Consider the following 20,219-nt stretch of genomic DNA (forward strand, 5'->3'; position numbering starts at 1 on the left):
ACTTACACCTCCTCATCTAGCCTTGTGAGTAGCACGAGGGAGATATTGTCCTCTCCCCCGCTTGCATTTGCTAATTCCACAAGTTTTCGTCCTTTTTCTTCTATTGAATCCGGATACGTAATAATTGATGCCATTTCATACACTGTAAGTTTATTGCTTAAACCGTCAGAGCAAATGAGTAAATACGATTCTGATGCTAAATCAACTTCATAAAAGTCAGGTTCGATCGATTCTTCTGTACCAACTGCTTTTAAGATGAAATTTTTCTTCGGATGCGTCAACGCTTCCTCTTCACTAATTTCACCATTTTCAACCAGAACATTTACATAGGAGTGATCTCTTGTTATTTGTTGTGCACCATCATCAAAGAAATAATACACACGACTATCACCAACATGTGCGATAAAGCAATGATTTTTTTCAATTAACACTGCAATAAACGTCGTGCCCATTCCTTTACAGTCTTCGTGTGATAAAGAATAGTCGTATATACTTTTATTCAATTGCTTGACCGCTTGTAATAACCACTCTTTTTTTGATGTTGTTGATGCAAAATGATGTGCCTCTGCCTGTAAAAAAACGGATTCTATCCGCTTCATCGCCATATCACTCGCTACATCGCCAGCATTATGACCACCCATGCCGTCTGCTACAAGTGCTAGTGCAAGCCCGTCTGGACGTTTAAAAAATGCCGCACGGTCTTCATTAATTGCTCGTTTTAACCCAATATCACTTTCGACTGTGTATTTCAACACTGGTCACCTCGTCTCTTCAGATCTCTCTTGCGCACGTAATTGACCACACGCAGCAGCAATATCAGAACCTTGCTCTCGGCGGATCGTTACGTTAATACCATTCTTCTTTAAAGTTTTTTCAAAGGCAAAAATTTGACTACGGGATGTGCGAACATAATCACGTTCTGGTACGTAGTTTACAGGAATTAAGTTCACGTGGCATTTAAGTCCTTTTATTAATGCAGATAATTCTTCTGCAATTTCAACAGAATCATTTTCACCAGACATTAAACCATACTCAAAAGTAACACGTCGGCCAGTTTTTTTAGTATAGTAACGAACGGCTTCCATTAATTCATCTAATTTATAAGCACGTGCAATTGGCATCAGTTTTTGACGATCCTCTTGGTTTGGTGCGTGCAAGGATACTGCAAAGTTAATTTGTAGTTGTTCATCAGCGAATTCGTAAATTTTAGGAACAATTCCTGATGTTGAGACAGTGATGTGACGAGCACCAATATTTAACCCTTTTTCATGGTTGATGACTTTTAAGAAGTTCATCATCGCTTCATAATTATCGAAAGGTTCTCCAATACCCATAATGACGATATGTGACACACGTTCGTCCAATTCATCTAAAGTTTGTTGTACTTTGACAACTTGCTCCACGATTTCCCCTGCTAATAAGTGACGTTTTAATCCACCTAAAGTTGACGCACAAAACGTACAGCCAATTCGGCAGCCTACTTGTGTCGTCACACAAACAGAGTTCCCATATTCATGACGCATTAATACAGTTTCAATAGAATAGCCGTCTTGTAGTTGGAATAAAAACTTGATCGTACCATCTTTAGATTCCTGTTTAATAATTGTTGACAATGTCGTTAAAGAAAAACTTGCTTCTAGCTTTTCACGTAATCCTTTTGAAAGGTTAGACATCTCTTCAAATGTTTTTACACGTTTATTATAAAGCCAATCAAAAATTTGTGCTGCACGGAATGGTTTTTCACCATTTTCCTTTAACCATTCTTCTAATTGGTCCGGCTGTAATGAGTATACCGATTCCTTTAAAGTTGGTTTTTCTTTTTTCGCGCGTCGAACAGGCTTGTCTTCCGCTTCTTCAACTAAGTCGTTAATGCGCTCATTAAATTTCTCTTGATCCACCATCAGTTGGATCCTCCTTTTTTACGAAAGGCGGCAACGAAGAAACCGTCACTACCAAAGTCTTGTGGAAAGACTTGAAGCATGCCATTTGCTTGCTTTTCCGCTAATTTTGTTGGTAAAGATTCTAGTTGTATAGCTTCCATTTCTGGATGCGTTGTTAAAAAGGCTTCTACAGTACCTTCGTTTTCCCTTTTATCTACTGTACATGTACTGTACACAAGCTTGCCATCTATTTTCAATACTTTTGTTGCAGCATCTAATAGTGCCAATTGTATTTTTTGGAGGCTTTCTAAATCTTCTTCTCGCTTTGTATATTTAATATCTGGCTTACGGCGCATAACACCTAAACCACTACAAGGTGCATCGACTAAAATAGCATCGAATGATTCTGGTTGTAGAAAATCCGGTGCCTTACGTCCATCAATCGGAGCAGTCTCTACGATATCAATCCCTAGACGATCCGTATTATGGTCGATTAAATCTAATTTATGAGGGTGAAGGTCAGTCGCTAAAATTGAACCTTCATTTTTCATAATCTCAGCTATATGTGTTGTCTTTCCTCCCGGAGCTGCACACATATCTAAGACGCGCATGCCAGGTGATGGATGCAAAACATTTGCTGGAATCATTGAGCTTTCATCCTGAATAGTAATAAGCCCTTCTTGGAATGCCTTTGTTCGAGCTGGCTGACCATTTGTTACATGTAAACATTCAGGCATTAGCTCGCTTCTCTTCGCTGCTAAACCTTCCTCTTCTATACTGGCAATCGCTTGCTCAACGCTTGCTTTCGTCGTATTTACACGTACAGTCTGCACTGGAGGTACATTATTTTCATGTAGCATTTCAGCCGCTACTTCAATACCGTAGTTATCTACAAAGCGTTGCACTAACCATTCGGGATGACTCGTTTCAATAGCAAGACGCTCAATTGGATCTTTAATGTCATCAGTAGAAGCTACACCCTGACGTAAAATAGAACGTAAAATACCGTTGACCATTGAAGCTATCCCTTTGTGACCTCGACGCTTAGCAATTTCTACAGCCTCATTTACCGCTGCATGTGGTGGGATACGTGTTAAATAATGCATTTGATATAAAGATAAACGTAAAAGCCAGCGCACCCAATGATCCACTGAGCCACAGATAAATGGCTCTAAATAGTAATCGAGTGTCATTTTATATTGTAAAGTACCATACGTAATTTCTGTTAAAAGCGCACGATCCTTAGCTTCAATTTTATGTCGCTTGATTGTTTCATTTAAAAGCAAATTACTATAGGCTTGATTTTTATCTACTGCTAACAGAATAGAAAGTGCAGCATCGCGCACATTTCCATCCCAAATTACTACGCTTTTTTTACTCATTTAAATTGGTCCCCGATCTGTAATTTAGAACCTGTACCACGCAAATATTCCTCTGCTGTCATGCGTTTTTTACCAGCTGGTTGTACATCATACAAGGCAAGTGTTGTACCATTTCCTGCTGCAACTTCAAAATAATCCTTTGAAATCGCAACAACCTCACCTGGTAAAGTATCATGCTTTGTGTTACCAACTTGTGCCCACCAAATTTTAAAGTTGCCATCTTCAAATGTTGTATAGGCAACTGGCCACGGATGAAGACCACGCACTTGATTGTATAAAGTTGTAGCATCCTTTGTCCAATCGATACGTTCTTGCTCACGTGAAATATTGCTTGCAAAGGTTACTTGTGCTTCATCCTGCACGGTACGATTATTCGTTCCATTAATAATAGAAGGAAGTGTAGCTTTTAATAAATCAGAGCCTACAGCACTTAGCTTATCAAATAGTCCACCTGTATGATCTTCCTCTTCAATTGGGATAGCCTTTTGAGATATGATATCACCTGCATCAAGCTTTTCCACCATATACATGATCGTTACACCCGTCTCTTTTTCACCATCAATAATTGCTTGGTGAATAGGTGCTCCTCCACGATACTTTGGTAAAAGTGACGCATGGACGTTAATGGAACCAAGCGGTGGTGCATCTAGCAATTCTTTCGGCAAAATTTGTCCAAAAGCAGCTGTTACGACTAGGTCAGGCTGTAAATCAATAATTTGCTGTAATTCCTCAGAACCACGTAGCTTTTCAGGCTGAATAACAGGTAAACCTAACTCCATCGCTGCTACCTTAACAGGTTGTGGTGTTAGCACACGCTTACGCCCAACTGGACGATCTGGTTGTGTAACTACAGCTTTAATATCATAACCTTCATGATGTAGCATACGCAAAATTGGCGCTGAGAAATCAGGTGTTCCCATAAAAATTATTGAAGTCATATTATTCCTCCTCTTCAGCGTACATTGCTTCAAGCTCTTCTTCAGTTAAAATGCGTTTGATTTTTGAATCAAATAGCACGCCATCTAAATGATCGATTTCATGTAAAATTGCTCGTGCATCAAAGCCTCCCGCTTCTAACTCATATACACGTCCTTCACGGTCACATGCTTCAATTTTCACATAGTCAGGTCGTTCAACCTCACCGTATAATCCTGGGAAGCTTAAGCATCCTTCAATATCTACTTCAGCGCCATCTGTTTCAATGACAGTCGGATTAATCATTTCTAAAATATCTCGTTCCTCGCCAAGCTCGACAATGGCAACACGTAATCCTACATTTATTTGTGGTGCAGCAATACCAACGCCATCGTATTCAACCATTGTGTCATATAAATCATCTAGTAATGTAATAATTTCTTCATTAATTTCTTTTACTTCCGCGCACGGCGTTGATAGTACCTTTGCTGGATGTTCAACAACTTTTTTAATTGCCATCTTATGTTCCTCATTTCTATATTTAAGGTCAAGTGTGTTGATTAGTTATTTTTAACCACTCAAATTATTTAGAAGGCTCTGATTTCCGCTACGGGCTACTCGCTTTCCTGCGGGCGAGCGTCGAGCCGCTTCCTCCGCTGCGCTCCGTGCAGGGTCTCGTCTGTCTCGCTTTCCCGCGGGAGTCGAGTAGCCCTCCGCTACAATCAGTAAAAAACGGGAAAATATTAGCAAGATAGCAACAAAAAAATCTTTCTATCAGCCAATAACAAACCTATATTTACCTAATCAACACGCCTGATTTAAAGTTATACCTTATTTAATTGGACTCCATATCACTAGCTACGACTCTGTCAGCATTTAATATGCTCAGCATCATAACTCGTAGTTGATTTCCGTTCCGATTGGGCGCTTTCCTGGGGCGTTGGGGCAACAAATGTTTTATATGTGCGAAAGCACCGATTTTGGTCACGAAGGCGTTATCACAGGATGTGATGGTTTTAGCCTTCGTTCCTCTATTGCTAATCCCCAAGGAGTCGCCCAATCTCCACTCCAATCAACTTATCCTCATGACATCAGTTTTAACAAAATGTCATCCCAAACTTTGAGTGATGAATCATTTTATATAGTTGACGGATCTAAATCTACCGTCATTAATATTCCCTGTTTAATCCATTCCCCTCGATACATCGCTAAAAGGCGCTGTAATACAGGAATGAGATTTGGTTCAATTTTATATTTTATCAAACATTGATAACGATATCTATTTTGGAGACGACTAATACTTGCAGTTGTTGGTCCAATAATTGCTACCTTGTTTGATAAGTTTTCCCTTAGCCAATCCGCTGCCCTTCCAGCATACTCTGCTGCCATCATGACATCCTCATGAGATATTTGAACAAGCGCTACATAATAATACGGTGGATAGCTAGAGCGGCGACGTAAAAACATTTCACGTTCGTAAAATGGCTCGTAATCTTGTATTTTGGCCAATTCAATTGCATAATGCTCTGGTGTATACGATTGAACAATAACCTCACCATGCTTTTCATGACGTCCAGCTCTACCACTAACCTGCGTTAATAATTGGAATGTACGCTCCGCTGCACGGTAGTCAGGTAGGTGCAGAGATGTATCAGCACTAAGTACACCAACAAGCGTAATATTAGGAAAATCAAGACCTTTAGCAATCATTTGCGTCCCTAGCAAAATATTTGCCTGTCCTTCTCCAAATGCTTGCAAAATTTCTTCATGTGCACCCTTTTGCTTTGTGGTATCAACATCCATTCGGAGAACCCTTGCCTCAGGAAATAGCTTATAAATTTCTTCCTCGACTTTTTGTGTTCCCGTACCGAAATAACGAATATGCTCACTCTGGCATTGTGGACATATTTGAGGAACACGCTCCTCATAACCGCAATAATGACATTTTAATTTCTCGGTTGTCCGATGATACGTTAATGAGATGTCACAGTTCGGACATTGTACAACCGTCCCACAATCACGACAAAGCACAAAAGAAGAATAGCCACGACGATTTAAAAACAGCACCATCTGTTCTTTTTTCTCAAGCCTTATACGTATAGCATCAATAAGCTGCTCCGAAAACATAGAACGATTCCCTTTTTGAAGTTCTTCTCGCATATCGGCAATAAAAACAGTTGGTAGCGGTTGGTGCAAAGCACGTTGCTTTAAGGATAGCAAACTATATACGCCCTTCTTTGCTCTCGCAAATGATTCAAGTGCAGGCGTTGCACTACCTAATATAACAGGACATTTGTAAAATTCACTTCGCCAAATCGCTACATCTCTAGCATGATAACGAGGTGAATCTTCTTGCTTGTAGGTTGATTCATGCTCTTCATCTAAAATAATGAGGCCTAAATTTGTAAAAGGTGCGAAAATGGCTGAACGAGCTCCAACAACAACACTTACTTTTCCTTGCTGAATTTTACGCCATTCATCATACTTTTCACCGACAGATAAGCCACTATGCATCACAGCAACCATCTCACCAAAACGACTACGAAAACGCTCTGTCATTTGTGGTGTTAATGATATTTCAGGCACTAGCATAATGGCTTCCTTACCTTCATCTAACACCTTTTGTATCGCTTGCAAATATATTTCAGTTTTACCGCTTCCCGTGACGCCGTGTAGTAAAAAAGTTTGCGCCGTCTGTTCTTCCATCGACCCGTTAATAGCCTTAAGTGCAATGTGCTGCTCTTCCGTCAATTGTAAAGATTGCGTACGGGAAACCTCCTTCGTAAAGGGGTCACGATACACCTCTTCTTGTATAAAATGGGCGGCCCCTTTGTCAATAACCGACTGTAATACCGCGGGAGATGCACCTGTTTCCTCATAGATTTTCTGTGGCAAAAGGACCTCTCCTAGATGACTGCCCATCCATTCAATCAGCTGGCGTTGTTTAGCTGCTCTCACTGCACCTTCCATTGCTTTGTGGATATCTTGCTGATGATCGGAAATTTTGACCATCCGTATTTCTTTCACATTGCCTTGCTGCTTCACAACATTTTCTATTTTTACAATTTTATTAGTAATAAGCTGTTTTAATAAAGGAAGTAATTCTGCACGCTCGAATTCTTTGAAATTAGCCTGTTGTCGCTTACCAAAAATAGCTTGCGCCTCATCTGGCAAAGCATCTTTCTCCTCTAATAGCGTTATGATTTTTTCATACTTCGCTCGAAGCGCTGATGGGAGCATGACCTGTAAGGCATCAATTTCATAACAAATCGTTTCGTTTTTCAACCACTTCGCCATTAACAGCATTTCTTCGGTTAATACAGGCTCTATATCTAAAATTTGCGCAATAGACTTTAATTTATTAGATGGTACTTCTGTTTCATTTTTTAATCCGACCACAAAGCCTAGAACATTTCTTGGCCCAAACGGTACTTTTACACGACAGCCCATCTCGATAATATGTGCCCATTCTGTAGGCACTTCATAGTCAAATGGACGATCTACATGGTATGTTGAAACATCCACTATAACCTCTGCAATCAACAAACTCATTGCTTCTCACCTTGTAATAAATATGTCCAAAATGCTTGCGCAAACTGCATGGCATTTGTCGTATCCCATATTTGACCTTTTACTTCTGCCGTGTCACTAAAGTCAATCCACGTGTCAGACGTAATTGTTAACATTGGCTTTCCAATAACCTTTTGCCCAAAAGTTATTACGGTCATGCCTTCTACGGATAGTATCGGTGCCCCTTCAATTGTAGGCGTATTTGCTGCATGGATAAAAAATGCAGATGGATATTGCTTTTTATAATCTTCAAGCTGCTCAAAGAGTTTATGCACGCTTGTTTCGTCCTCATCTATGAGGATTACATTTGCCCCAAGTGTTTTTGCCTCTTTTGCTATTGCCTGACCAATTCTACTATTCGCCTGCGTACTAATTACATGGTGCTCGTCCATTGGAACATAAGACGCCCCAGCTGTAACCACTACCGTTTTACCAGCTAATAGCTTAAGCTTCTCTGAAAAAAATTCTTGCACAATCGCCGTAATTTTTTCTGGCTCCTCTAAACGACCTTTGCCAACATAGCCACATGCCAAAAATCCTTCCGAAGGCTCAATAAATTGATAGCCATCAGATTGTAACTGAGCCAAATTTCGTTTTACCGCTGGATGGTCATACATATGTACATTCATCGCTGGTGCAAGCCATACAGGGACAGTAGTTGCAAGCAAGGTCGTCGTTACCATATCGTCTGCAATTCCATTCGCCAGTTTACCTATGACATTTGCGGTAGCTGGTGCAACTAAAATTAAATCTGCCCAATCCGCCAAATCAATATGGGCAATAACACTCGAATCCTTTTCATCAAAAGTATCGAAAAAAACATCATTTTTGGACATAACTTGAAAGCTCAGCGGATTCACAAATTGTCTTGCTGATGCTGTCATGATAACCTTTACATTTGCTCCTGCCTGAGATAGCTTGCTAACTAGAGCGACAGCCTTATAAACTGCTATGCCACCTGAAACACAAAGTAAAATATTTTTATTCATGCACAATCGTCCTTTCAAATGATAAGCTCCCAAAGGAACATTCCCCGGGAGCTCTCGACATTCTGTATAATCAAAAATCCACTGCAGACTTTAACATTAATTTGGCAAAAGCTTATTTATCAATGTTAGATTTCGTCTTCATACACAGTTGACTCATCCTGTGATACTTTCGTAAGTACACCTGCCGCTACTTCTTCAAGCGCTTTCCCTACGTATTTATGGGAAACATACTTGTGTAAACGTTCAGTGTCTTGTTCCTCTTGCATTTGACGAGCACGTTTAGATGCTAGACTTACTAAAGAGTATTTTGAATCGATTTCTTTTTTTAATGTATCTACTGATGGGTATAACATAGGTTTATTCTCCTCTCAACATTGACAAATATCTTTTTTCAACACGTTCTCTACGACAATGCTCTGCTTTAATAATCGCATTTATACGATCACAAGCATTTGTCACTTCATCATTTTCAACTACATAATCATAAAGGCTCATCATTTCGAGCTCTTCGCTTGCAGTTGCAATACGCTTCGCAATAACGTCTGCTGTTTCCGTCCCTCGACCAACTAAACGGTCTTTTAATTCCGTTAAGCTTGGTGGGGCTAAGAAAATAAATAATGCATCTGGTGCCTTTTTGCGGATTTGTGCAGCACCTTGCACTTCAATTTCTAAAAACACATCACGTCCTGCATCAAGTGTTTCATTTACGTAGGCTAACGGCGTTCCGTAATAATTCCCTACAAATTCAGCATGCTCCAATAAGCCACCCTGTTCAATCAACGCTTCAAATTCTTCACGTGTCTTGAAAAAATAGTCTACACCATCTACTTCACCTTCGCGAGGATTTCGTGTTGTCATCGAGATGGAATACTCATAATTCGTATTCGGCTGAGAAAATAATTCTTTTCGCACTGTCCCTTTACCTACACCAGATGGGCCAGACAGAACAATTAATAATCCACGTTCTTTTATCATTTATTCTCTATATCTCCCTTAATTTATAACAGATACAAAGCAAGCTATTCGATATTTTGAACTTGCTCGCGCATCTTTTCTAAAATTGTTTTCGCCTGAACTACTGCAACGGCCGCCTCTGTTGATTGATTTTTTGAACCAATCGTATTGATCTCGCGGTGTATTTCCTGCATTAAAAAGTCTAATTTACGGCCAACTGAAATCGTTTCTTGTAATGTTTCTTCCAGTTGATTAAAATGACTATCTAATCGGTCCAATTCTTCAGTGATGTCCACACGTTCTGCGAATATCGCTACTTCGGCAAGTAGACGATCTTCTAACAACGCTCCATCCGCCAGTTGAGAAATTCTTTCCGATAATCGTGTACGATATTTTTCTACAGCAAGAGAGGCACATGAACGAATGTGGTTCACTTGTTCCACTAACTGTTCTTTATATTGTACAACAACATCATGCAATTCTTGCCCTTCACGCTCACGCATTTGAATGAGCTGTTCAAGTGCTTGTGAAATAGCCTTTTCAACAGCACAGAGTAAATCCTCAGGTGTAAGCTGTGGCTTTTCCTGTACAAGCGCTTGTTCAAGCGATAGTAGCTCTTGCATTGTCCATTTTTCTTCTAGTGGTACTTTACTTGCTAATTGCTCTTTTGCCTTACGATACGCTTCAATTAATGACCAATTAATTTCAATAGATTGCTCGACGTTCTCTAAATCCTTAACATAAACCATCACATCAATTTTGCCACGTGACAAAGCTTGCGAAATTAATTTCTTTGCAAAAATTTCTGCTTCAAGCCATTCTTTCGGGAATTTTGCATTAATTTCTAAAAATCGATGGTTGACCGAGCGCATTTCTACGGTTAATTGAAAGTCTGTTGTTGTTGTGACACCTCTGCCAAAACCAGTCATACTACGCACCAAGGTTCGTCACACCTTTCTTTGCATACTGGGATTATTATAACATAAGCTCTGTCATTTATGACGTGTCTCTCCGTAAAAAATTAGATCAATTTCGCCTTGGCGTAATCGCGTCCGGAGGCTCTATCTTCATTCAGTAGGTGGATAAACACCTGCTGAATGAAGATAGAGCAAAAGTTAATTCTACCACATATGAAGCTATATTTTAATATTCACCTAAAAAATGCTATGATAAACATAAGAAAAAACTCATCACCAAAAGAAGAGCTGAACTTTGGTAAAATTTATGCCATGTCCAGAAGTTGATTGAAGTGGAGACTGGGCGACTCCTCGGGGATCAGCAATAGAGAAACGAAGGCTAAAACCATCACTTCCTGTGATAACGCCTTCGTGACCAGCATCGTGCTGGCCCGAGACCCTGCAGCGAAGCGAAGCGGCTCATCGGACGCCCCCAGGAAGCTTTGCTCTGTGCGATAGCGTAGCGACAGCAACAACAAATGTTTTATCTGCGCGAAAGCGAAGCGTCAACAACAAAGCGCCCAGCCGTAACGAAAATCAACCACAAACTATGGTGATGAGCATATAAATGGATTTAACTATAAGGTGTGTTGATTAAGAAAACCTTGTTATGCTATCGAGCGATTTTTTGTTGATATTTTGCTTAAATGTGCCCATTTTTAGCAGATTGTAGTGAAGGGCTACTTGACTCCCGCGGGAAAGCGAGACAGACGAGACCCTGCACGGAGCGAAGCGGAGGAAGCGGCTCGACGCTCGCCCGCAGGAAAGCAAGTAGCCCGTAACGGAAATCTGCACCTTTTATGTAATTTGCAATAGAAATGGTTAATCAATACACCTGTTAAAATATAAAATACGAAAGTACCAAGGATGCTTATATCGTTGGAAAGAGGAATTCATATGGCATTTGATGGCTTATTTACTTATTCAATGACAGCCGACTTACAACAATTAGTAACAGGTCGGATCACTAAAATACATCAACCAAACGCTCAGGAAGTTGTTCTACATATCCGTGCGAACGGAAGCAATCATAAATTACTTTATTCGATTCATCCTTCTTACGCACGTGTTCACCTTACCGAGCAATCTATAGAAAATCCAGCAGAACCCCCTATGTTTTGTATGCTGTTGAGAAAGCATATAGAGGGTGGTTTTATTTCTTCTATTAAACAGCACGATTTTGATCGAATTATAATAGTAGAAATTGAAAGTAAAAATGAAATAGGCGACCCTATTGTAAGGGAGTTACATGCTGAAATTATGGGCCGTCACAGTAACCTGTTATTAATAGATAAGGAACAGGGAAAAATAGTCGACAGCTTAAAGCATTTGTCACCTTCCGTGAATAGTTTCCGTACAGTTTTACCTGGTCAGCCTTATATCGCACCGCCCGCACAGAATAAATGGCACCCTCTAGCAGTAACCGACGAACAGCTTACACTGTTTTTCTCTGAACCAAAAACGGCTAAGGAAGTAGTTTCGCAATTTATTGGTTTCTCTCCTATACATGCTGAGGAATTATTATTCCGATTAGCAGATACAGATAATCGTGTAAATTGCTTTAAAAATTTTATAGCTTCCTTTAATAATGGTGGAACAAAGCCGATGTATGTAATCGCAAATAATAAAACGTACTTCTCACCAATCGCGCTTACACATTTACAAGGAGATGTAACGATTTATCCAAATGTCCATGAGCTACTTGACCGTGTATTCTTCGCTCGAGCTGAGCGTGATCGTGTTAAACAGCAGGCTGGTGATTTGGAGCGATGGCTACAAAATGAAATTGACAAGCTTATATTAAAAACTAAAAAGTTAAATAAAGACTACGAACGCGCATCTAAGCTAGATCAGTTTCAATTATTTGGAGAATTACTGATGGCGAATGTTTACGCGTTTGAAAAAGGTGTAAAGGAAGTAACTGTCACTAACTATTATAGTGAAACTGGGGATGAAGAAATCACCATTCCAGTGAGTGAACGTAAAACACCTGTTGAAAATGCTCAAAGCTATTACACAAAATACACAAAAGCAAAAAATGCCCTTATTATGGTTCAAGAACAGTTAGAAAAAACGAAAGAAGAAATTGCCTATTTCGAAATGCTTGCTCAGCAGGTACAACAAGCTGCTCCTGGAGATATTGAAGAAATTCGCGAAGAATTAGCAGAACAAGGTTATTTGAAATTACGCCATGCACGAAAAAAGAAAAAACAAGCGAAGCCTGAGCCTGAACGTTATGTCTCTTCAACAGGTGTAGCGATCTCTGTAGGAAAAAATAACAAACAAAATGACATGCTTACATTTAAAATTGCTAAACGCACAGATATTTGGTTGCATACGAAGGATATTCCAGGCTCACATGTTGTCATCCATACAAGTGAACCTGACGAAACAACATTACGAGAAGCTGCAACACTTGCTGCCTATTTTTCAAAAGCAAGAGACTCTTCCTCTGTTCCTGTAGATTACACAGAAATACGTCAGGTAAAAAAACCAAATGGCTCTAAACCTGGTTTTGTTATTTACTTTGAACAAAAGACTTTATACATCGACCCTGATGAAACTGTCATTTTACAGTTAAAAAAACAATCTTAAAGGTTGAGGCTAGGACATAACTGGATAAAACCTTAAAAAGCGCGAGAAATCAATTTTAGAAATGTTGATTTCTCACGCTTTTCTTATGTAATTTTTTTGGTTGCTAAAGTTATATAGCGATTTAATCGTTAAACTCCATATTCAGTATTTTGTGGGGAGCTTCAATACGTCTCGTCATCTCCATGGGGAGCTTACCTCAATGATGAAATGTATCGTATTCAATTTTTATGACAATGACCACGAAATCTGTACTATACGACTATTAAATTCCCCTTTATCTTGATTGATTTTTGTATCTATTGTTCCTTATTATAATAACCCTAAAAAAACTGATGAATATTCCGTACTGTTTATTCCGAGGTTATTGACTTCCCCCCTTCTAAATGGCTAAATTTAAATAAAAAGTAAATAGCATTCCAGAAAGGACGTATCTTTATGTCTGTAGGCAAAAAATTAAGCTTTGGTTTTTTAACCATCATTCTGACCTTAATTATTTCATTAGTCATTATGTTTATTCAATTCTCAAACATTGATAAGAAGGTAGAAAATGCACTAGAAAACCGTGTAACGCTAGTAGAATTAGCTAATAATATTCAAACTGAACGAGCAATGCAAGGTCTTTACATTCGGGCAATACTCCTTGAAGACTCAGCAGCTAATAAAGATAACTTTACAAAGCATGCTAGAATGCTAGATGCGCATGTAAAAGAGATCAATGAAAAATCTGATTCATCCGAAATGGAGACCTATGCAAAGGATCTAAATACATATAATGAAGCTTTTAACAAAGCAGCTGAAGAAGCATTAGCACTTCATGATGCTGGAAAATTAGAAGAAGCGATACAAAAAGTTAATGGCGATGTTCAAAAAGCAAATACAGATTTGTTAGCAGTATCAGAGAAAATTGTAAGTTATCAAAAAAATCAACTTGATACTGTCACGAAAGAATCTAAACAAGCAGTATCAAATTCTCAAACAATCTCAATCATTGCTATCATTATTGGTGTAATACTTGGGGTATCTCTGATGTATTATGTACAGCGTACAATTTCACGACCTTTGAAATCCGTTGTTATGGCTGCCAATAATATTGCTAATGGTGAATTATATCATCAAGATCTTTCTCATCAATCTAAAGATGAAATCGGTCAGCTTTCTACAGCCTTTAACATAATGAAAAGTAGCTTACGAGGTTTATTAACACATATCCAAGGCAATGCGGAACATTTATCAGCTTCTGCTGAAGAGCTATCCGCCTCTATCGAAGAAATTTCTGCTTCTGCTGATGAGATTACTGAACGCATTAACGAGACAGCGAATGCAGCATCTACTGCTACAATTGCTTCCAATGAGAGTGCACATGCAATGGATGAAACAGCACTAGGTGTACAACGTATAGCAGAAGCAACTCAACAACTTCACCAAAGCGCAGTAACAACAACTGAATTGGCGAATAACGGTAATAGTACAGTTGATGAAGCTCAACAACAAATGAACGTGATTTATGATTCTACTCAAACGATTAACAAGCTCGTTCAAAAGTTAAGTAAGCAATCAGAAGAAATAGGCAATATAACTACAGTAATTACAGCCATCACAGATCAAACGAATTTATTAGCGCTCAACGCTGCAATCGAAGCTGCACGTGCAGGTGAACACGGTAAAGGCTTCGCTGTTGTAGCAGATGAAGTTCGTAAGCTAGCAGAAGAATCAAAGCAATCAGCCAATCAAATCGTTACGTTAACACAAGAAATCCAAGAAGATACACAAAATGTAGAGAAGGCTGTCGAAGATGGGCTACATTCTGTCACAGATGGTGTGAGAATTATTGACGATGCTGGCAACTCTTTCGAAGCAATCGCAAAAGCGATCACTACAATGACAGATCAAATAGAAGACATTTCATCTACTACTGAAGAAATCTCTGCAAGCGCTGAACAAGTAGCAGCCTCTGTTGCAGAAATTGCTCAGGGCGCTTCTTCTAGTGAAGCCAATACACAGCTCATTGCTGAAGCTAGTAAGGAACAAGCAGCAACAATGCAACAAGTAAATCATGTTGCTACAGATTTAAGTGAAAAATCCTCGGACTTACAAACCCAAATTAATCAATTTAAGCTTTAACTTCTTTCAGCATTTATTTCCTGTAGCGAAAGCAAAGTGACAGGTACAGAAGTCTCCCACCTCTATAGGTGGTGAGATGAATGCGGATTTAAGTTACTTTTCAGCGGGTGTCCAAACATCTGTGCCTGGCGCTACGCTTTCGGTACAAAAGACATCTGCTGAAAGAAGTTAAAGCCTCCGGCGGATGTCACGGCATAATTGATACATTTAAGCAGAGTATTTCTATAATCGAAATGCTCTGCTTTATTAATGTTTACCTACATTCCCGATATCGAAAGCGCGAGTGCAACGGAGCTACCATAGTTAAGGAGACTAACAACATATACGCTAATAATCCTTCGCTCGCCTAAGGAAACGTTCACCTTTAACTACCGTTAACCGTACTTTACTGTTTATTTTTAGGAAGACTACCATTTAACTTAGTAAATATGGTAAAATAGACCATACAAAGAAATGCAGTAATTTTCTACTCATCAAGTTCTACCTACACAATGTTTAGTAACTTTATGTAGGAGCTTTCCTCATAAGCGAGACAATTGGATTTCTCCATAAAACAATACCAAAAACATATGCATTTTTCCATTTATCGCATGTCCAATCCTACATTCATATAATTGATTCAATACACTGTTTTTTATACATCATTGTATATTCAAGTAACGTGTAAATTATTTCAAAAAAACATTTTTTACTAAAATACCCGATATTTATTCTTTAAGAGAGGCACATTTTACTCTAATTTTTCTTTCTTCTCTTTTATACTGGTTAATCTAAGAAAAATACAAAACAAGTTTCTTATATATCATTAATAGATAAAAATATTCATTCTTCGAGAATGTAAATTACAAAAAATTCCTACTCAGGAATATAAATCACTCAGTTTTACAACGATTTTCTACAAATCTACATAAATATCTTACATATCACACGCATGACTTTTGATTCATTTTACAGATAATAATATTATTATCTGAAGAATACGAATTTTCGATATAGTGAGTTATTTTTTAATTTTTATTCTATTTTTGATATATACAATAAATAAACATCATTTTTTTATCATGAAAGCGCTTTCTCTATTTAATGTGATAAATCGAAAAAAATTACTATCTTCAAAAATGTCAGATAATACTATATAAATTCGAATATTTTTTATTTTGTGCACAATGATTTTTTTGGTATATTAAATAAGAGCTTCATAGAAGGCTTAAAATTGTATAAGGGGGATTTACATGATTAAAAACAAAAAGTTTTTATTATTAACAGTCCTTGCAGTATTCTCATTAGTACTAGCTGCATGTGGCTTCGGTGGTGAAAAGTCTGATAATTCTTCATCTTCAGACGGTACAAAAGATTCTGGTTCAAAAGCTAAAGAGCTTAACTTAGCAGTTGCTTCAGAACCACCATCTTTACACCCAGGACTTGCAGAAGATACTACATCTAGTGCAATCTTAATTAACATTTTTGAGGGTCTAACTGTTTCAGACGCTAATGGTGATCCTACTCCAGGCATGGCTGAGAAGTGGGAAATCAGTCCTGATAAAAAGACTTATACTTTCCACTTACGTGATGCAAAATGGTCAAATGGTGATGCAGTTGTAGCAGGTGACTTCGAATATGCTTGGAAATGGGCGTTAAATCCAGAAAACCTTTCTGCGTATTCTTCTATTTTCTACCCAATTAAAGGGGCTCAAGCTTACAACGAAGGAAAAGGATCTGCTGATGGCGTTGGTATCAAAGCTGAAGATGACAAAACTTTAGTCGTAACTTTAGAAAACCCAACTCCCTATTTCCTAGAATTAACAGGATTTAAAACGTATTTACCAATTAACCCAAAAGTGACTGAAGCTAATAAAGAATGGTACGCAGACGCAGGTAAAGATTACGTAACAAATGGTCCTTATAAATTAAGCGATTGGAAACATAGCGATTCTATCGTTCTTACAAAAAATGAAGATTATTGGGATGCATCAAATGTAGATGTTAATACTGTAAATGTTGCTATGATTGAAAAAGAGCCAACTGTTGCTACTAACTTTAAAAGTGGCAAGCTTGACTATATCGGTAAACCATTCCAAACAATAGATCTTAATGTAATTGATGAATTCAAAAAAGATGGTTCTTTAACAATCAAGGACGAAGCAAGTATCTATTGGTATAAATTCAATACAAAAGATAAAATTATGAAAAATGCAAATATCCGTAAAGCTCTTACTTTAGCAATCGATCGTAAAACATTAATTGACAATGTAACTAAAGGTGAACAAAAACCGGCTACAGGTATGGTTCCTATAGTAATCCCTGGATTTGAAAATGACCGTGGTTACATGAAAGATAATGATGTTGATGGAGCAAAAGCTGCTCTTGAAGCTGGGATGAAAGAACTTGGTATTAAAGACCCTAAAGATCTTAAAGTTAACATTTCATTTAACACTTCTGAAGGGCATGCAGCAATCGCTCAATATATTCAAGAAGAATGGAGCAAAAAACTTGGTATTTCATCTCAGTTAGATAACTCAGAATGGCAAGTTTATATTGATAAATTAAAAACTGGTGATTATCAAATTGGTCGTATGGGCTGGGTAGCTGACTTTAAAGATCCATATACATTCCTTGAACAGTTCGATACGGCTAAAAACGGTAACAACCAAACAGGCTGGGAAAATGCTCAATACAAAGATTTATTGAAAAAAGCAGTTGCTGAAGTAGACGAAGCTAAACGTATTGAATATTTAAAACAAGCAGAAGCAATTATTATGACAGAATTCCCAGTTGCGCCTATTTACTACTACACTAACTTATCAGTAGTTAAAAAAGGCATTGAAAACTTAAATCCAAATCCAACTGGTGATATTCACCTTAAATACGTAAAGATGAAATAATAATTTCTTTTAAGCTCTAAGCGAAGAGCTGCCTCGTAGCCACTGCGGTGCGAGTCAGCTCTTTTTAAAATACGAAGGCACTTATTTGTCAGATAATTGACAAATTGAAGGAGGAGTTTTATGTGATTAAATATATTTTGAAAAGGCTGATGTATATACTTCTCGCGCTTTTCGTCATCGTAACGGCTACGTTTTTCCTATTACGTCTTGCTCCTGGTAACCCATTTGCATCTGAACGTAATTTCCCTCCTCAAATAGAGGCAAAGTTAAACGAAACGTATGGATTAAATAACCCTTGGTATATTCAGTACAAAGATTATTTAATCGATGCGGCCACTTTTAATTTCGGTGAATCTATGAAATATAAAGCGCGTTCTACGAATGATATGATTGCAGAAGGCTTCCCTGTATCGTTAACTTTAGGAATTGAAGCGATGCTGCTAGCGATTGGATTTGGTGTATTAATCGGCGTAATTGCTGCGCTTTATCATAATAGGTGGCCAGATTATTTGGCAACGACCTTTGCGGTGCTTGGAATTTCCGTTCCATCCTTTATATTAGCTGGACTCATGCAATATTTCCTTGCATATAAACTTCAGCTATTCCCCATTAGTGGATGGAAAGGCTTTAGTTATAGTATATTGCCAGCCTTTGCTATTGCATTAACGCATATGGGCTTTATTGCTAAACTGATACGATCAAGTATGCTTGAACAAAATAATAGTGATTACGTAAAAATGGCTCGTGCAAAAGGTATAGGCAAATGGACAATTGTCTTCCGCCATACTTTACGTAACGCCCTCTTACCAGTTGTTACTTATTTAGGTCCATTAACTGCTGCTGTTGTTACAGGTAGCTTCATCGTAGAGCAAATTTTTGCGGTTCCTGGATTAGGTAAACACTTTGTGCAAAGTATTACGAACCGTGATTATACAGTTATTATGGGGACAACGGTGTTCTACTCAATCATTCTTTTATTTGCGGTATTCATCGTAGATATTTTATACAGCGTGATCGATCCGCGAATTAGATTGAAAGGAGCGAAAAAGTAATGACACAGCAACAAATCGAAAAAGATAAGTTTAAAATTGTTGGCGGAAATCACGAAGCCACTGAAAAATTAGCAGATAAATCTGTCTCCTTTTGGAAGGAAGTATTTATTCGTTTTTCCCATAATAAAATGGCGATTTTTGGTTTAATTGCGTTAATAATTATTTTTTTAATGGCTATATTAGTGCCGATGTTTTCACAATACCACTATAGTGATCAATTAGGTGCTTTTAATGCTCCACCATCATCAGAATTTTGGTTTGGTACAGATGATTTAGGTCGAGATATTTTCGTTCGCGTATGGGCTGGCGCTCGCATTTCTTTATTCATCGGCTTTGCTGCGGCAATCATAGACTTGATCATTGGCGTATTATGGGGAAGTATTTCTGGTTTAGCAGGCGGTCGTGTTGACAATATTATGATGCGTATTGCCGATGTTTTAACAGCTGTTCCTTACCTATTAGTTGTAATCGTCCTTTTAGTAGTATTAGAACAAGGTATTATACCAATGATTATCGCACTATCGATTACAGGTTGGATCAATATGGCCCGTATTGTACGTGGTGAAGTATTATCTATTAAAAATCAAGAGTATGTTTTAGCAGCTCGTACTCTTGGCGCAAGAACAGGACATTTAATTTTAAAACATTTAGTGCCAAATGCACTTGGTGCAATTTTAGTAACAATGACATTAACAGTGCCATCTGCTATTTTTACAGAGTCTTTCCTTAGTTATCTAGGACTTGGGGTTCCTGCTCCACAAGCCTCTTGGGGAACAATGGCTTCTGATGGAAATGGTGCGATTACAAATGCTCCTTGGCGTTTAATATTCCCTGCACTGTTCATTTCACTAACAATCTTTGCGTTTAACGCAGTTGGTGACGGCTTACGTGATGCATTAGATCCAAAACTACGTAAATAAGGA

General features: G+C 38.3%; 15 protein-coding genes. 5 read left to right on the top strand and 10 right to left on the bottom strand.

What is annotated here, in order from left to right; all coding sequences use genetic code 11:
* Positions 1-2 precede the first annotated feature (2 nt).
* From ABH966_RS01515 to ABH966_RS01560, 10 genes are all read right to left on the bottom strand, one after another.
* Entirely contained in the window at positions 3-752 is a 750-nt protein-coding gene (locus ABH966_RS01515; protein WP_370075268.1) for a Stp1/IreP family PP2C-type Ser/Thr phosphatase, read from the bottom strand.
* 6 nt (positions 753-758) lie between these two features.
* Positions 759-1,901, bottom strand: a complete 1,143-nt coding sequence (gene rlmN, locus ABH966_RS01520; RefSeq protein WP_370075269.1) for a dual-specificity RNA methyltransferase RlmN — start codon at positions 1,899-1,901, stop codon at positions 759-761.
* Positions 1,901-3,262 (bottom strand): 16S rRNA (cytosine(967)-C(5))-methyltransferase RsmB, encoded by a 1,362-nt coding sequence (gene rsmB / locus ABH966_RS01525; RefSeq protein ID WP_370075270.1) that lies wholly within the window; start codon positions 3,260-3,262, stop codon positions 1,901-1,903. The genes rlmN and rsmB overlap by 1 nt, the downstream gene beginning before the upstream one ends.
* A complete protein-coding gene (gene fmt / locus ABH966_RS01530; protein WP_370075271.1) occupies positions 3,259-4,200 on the bottom strand; it encodes a methionyl-tRNA formyltransferase in 942 nt (313 codons plus the stop codon). Before fmt ends, rsmB begins: the two co-directional genes overlap by 4 nt.
* 1 nt (position 4,201) lies before the next feature.
* Positions 4,202-4,696, bottom strand: a complete 495-nt coding sequence (gene def, locus ABH966_RS01535) for a peptide deformylase (RefSeq protein WP_049668389.1) — start codon at positions 4,694-4,696, stop codon at positions 4,202-4,204.
* Positions 4,697-5,314: 618 nt separating this feature from the next.
* A complete protein-coding gene (gene priA, locus ABH966_RS01540) occupies positions 5,315-7,729 on the bottom strand; it encodes a primosomal protein N' (protein WP_370075272.1) in 2,415 nt (804 codons plus the stop codon).
* Entirely contained in the window at positions 7,726-8,736 is a 1,011-nt protein-coding gene (gene coaBC, locus ABH966_RS01545) for a bifunctional phosphopantothenoylcysteine decarboxylase/phosphopantothenate--cysteine ligase CoaBC (protein ID WP_370075273.1), read from the bottom strand. The genes priA and coaBC overlap by 4 nt, the downstream gene beginning before the upstream one ends.
* 125 nt (positions 8,737-8,861) lie before the next feature.
* On the bottom strand, positions 8,862-9,089 hold the full coding sequence (gene rpoZ, locus ABH966_RS01550) for a DNA-directed RNA polymerase subunit omega (protein WP_053483349.1): 228 nt from the start codon (positions 9,087-9,089) through the stop codon (positions 8,862-8,864).
* 4 nt (positions 9,090-9,093) lie between these two features.
* Positions 9,094-9,711: a guanylate kinase gene (gmk, locus tag ABH966_RS01555; RefSeq protein ID WP_132357484.1), complete on the bottom strand. Its 618-nt coding sequence runs from the start codon at positions 9,709-9,711 to the stop codon at positions 9,094-9,096.
* A 44-nt stretch (positions 9,712-9,755) separates the two neighbouring features.
* Positions 9,756-10,631, bottom strand: a complete 876-nt coding sequence (locus tag ABH966_RS01560; protein WP_370075274.1) for a YicC/YloC family endoribonuclease — start codon at positions 10,629-10,631, stop codon at positions 9,756-9,758.
* Between the two features lie 912 nt (positions 10,632-11,543).
* Between ABH966_RS01560 and ABH966_RS01565 the strand changes: the two genes are divergently transcribed.
* The 5 genes from ABH966_RS01565 (at position 11,544) to ABH966_RS01585 (ending at position 20,216) form a co-directional block, all read left to right on the top strand.
* A complete protein-coding gene (locus ABH966_RS01565; protein WP_370075275.1) occupies positions 11,544-13,241 on the top strand; it encodes an Rqc2 family fibronectin-binding protein in 1,698 nt (565 codons plus the stop codon).
* A 435-nt stretch (positions 13,242-13,676) separates the two neighbouring features.
* A complete protein-coding gene (locus ABH966_RS01570; RefSeq protein ID WP_370075276.1) occupies positions 13,677-15,362 on the top strand; it encodes a methyl-accepting chemotaxis protein in 1,686 nt (561 codons plus the stop codon).
* A gap of 1,232 nt (positions 15,363-16,594) precedes the next feature.
* Positions 16,595-18,244 (top strand): peptide ABC transporter substrate-binding protein, encoded by a 1,650-nt coding sequence (locus ABH966_RS01575; RefSeq protein ID WP_370075277.1) that lies wholly within the window; start codon positions 16,595-16,597, stop codon positions 18,242-18,244.
* 122 nt (positions 18,245-18,366) lie between these two features.
* A complete protein-coding gene (locus tag ABH966_RS01580; RefSeq protein WP_370075278.1) occupies positions 18,367-19,296 on the top strand; it encodes an ABC transporter permease in 930 nt (309 codons plus the stop codon).
* Positions 19,296-20,216, top strand: a complete 921-nt coding sequence (locus ABH966_RS01585; protein WP_370075279.1) for an ABC transporter permease — start codon at positions 19,296-19,298, stop codon at positions 20,214-20,216. Before ABH966_RS01580 ends, ABH966_RS01585 begins: the two co-directional genes overlap by 1 nt.
* Positions 20,217-20,219: the final 3 nt, after the last annotated feature.

The sequence above is a fragment of the Lysinibacillus sp. RC46 genome (genome assembly GCF_041262385.1).
Lineage (GTDB): Bacteria > Bacillota > Bacilli > Bacillales_A > Planococcaceae > Lysinibacillus.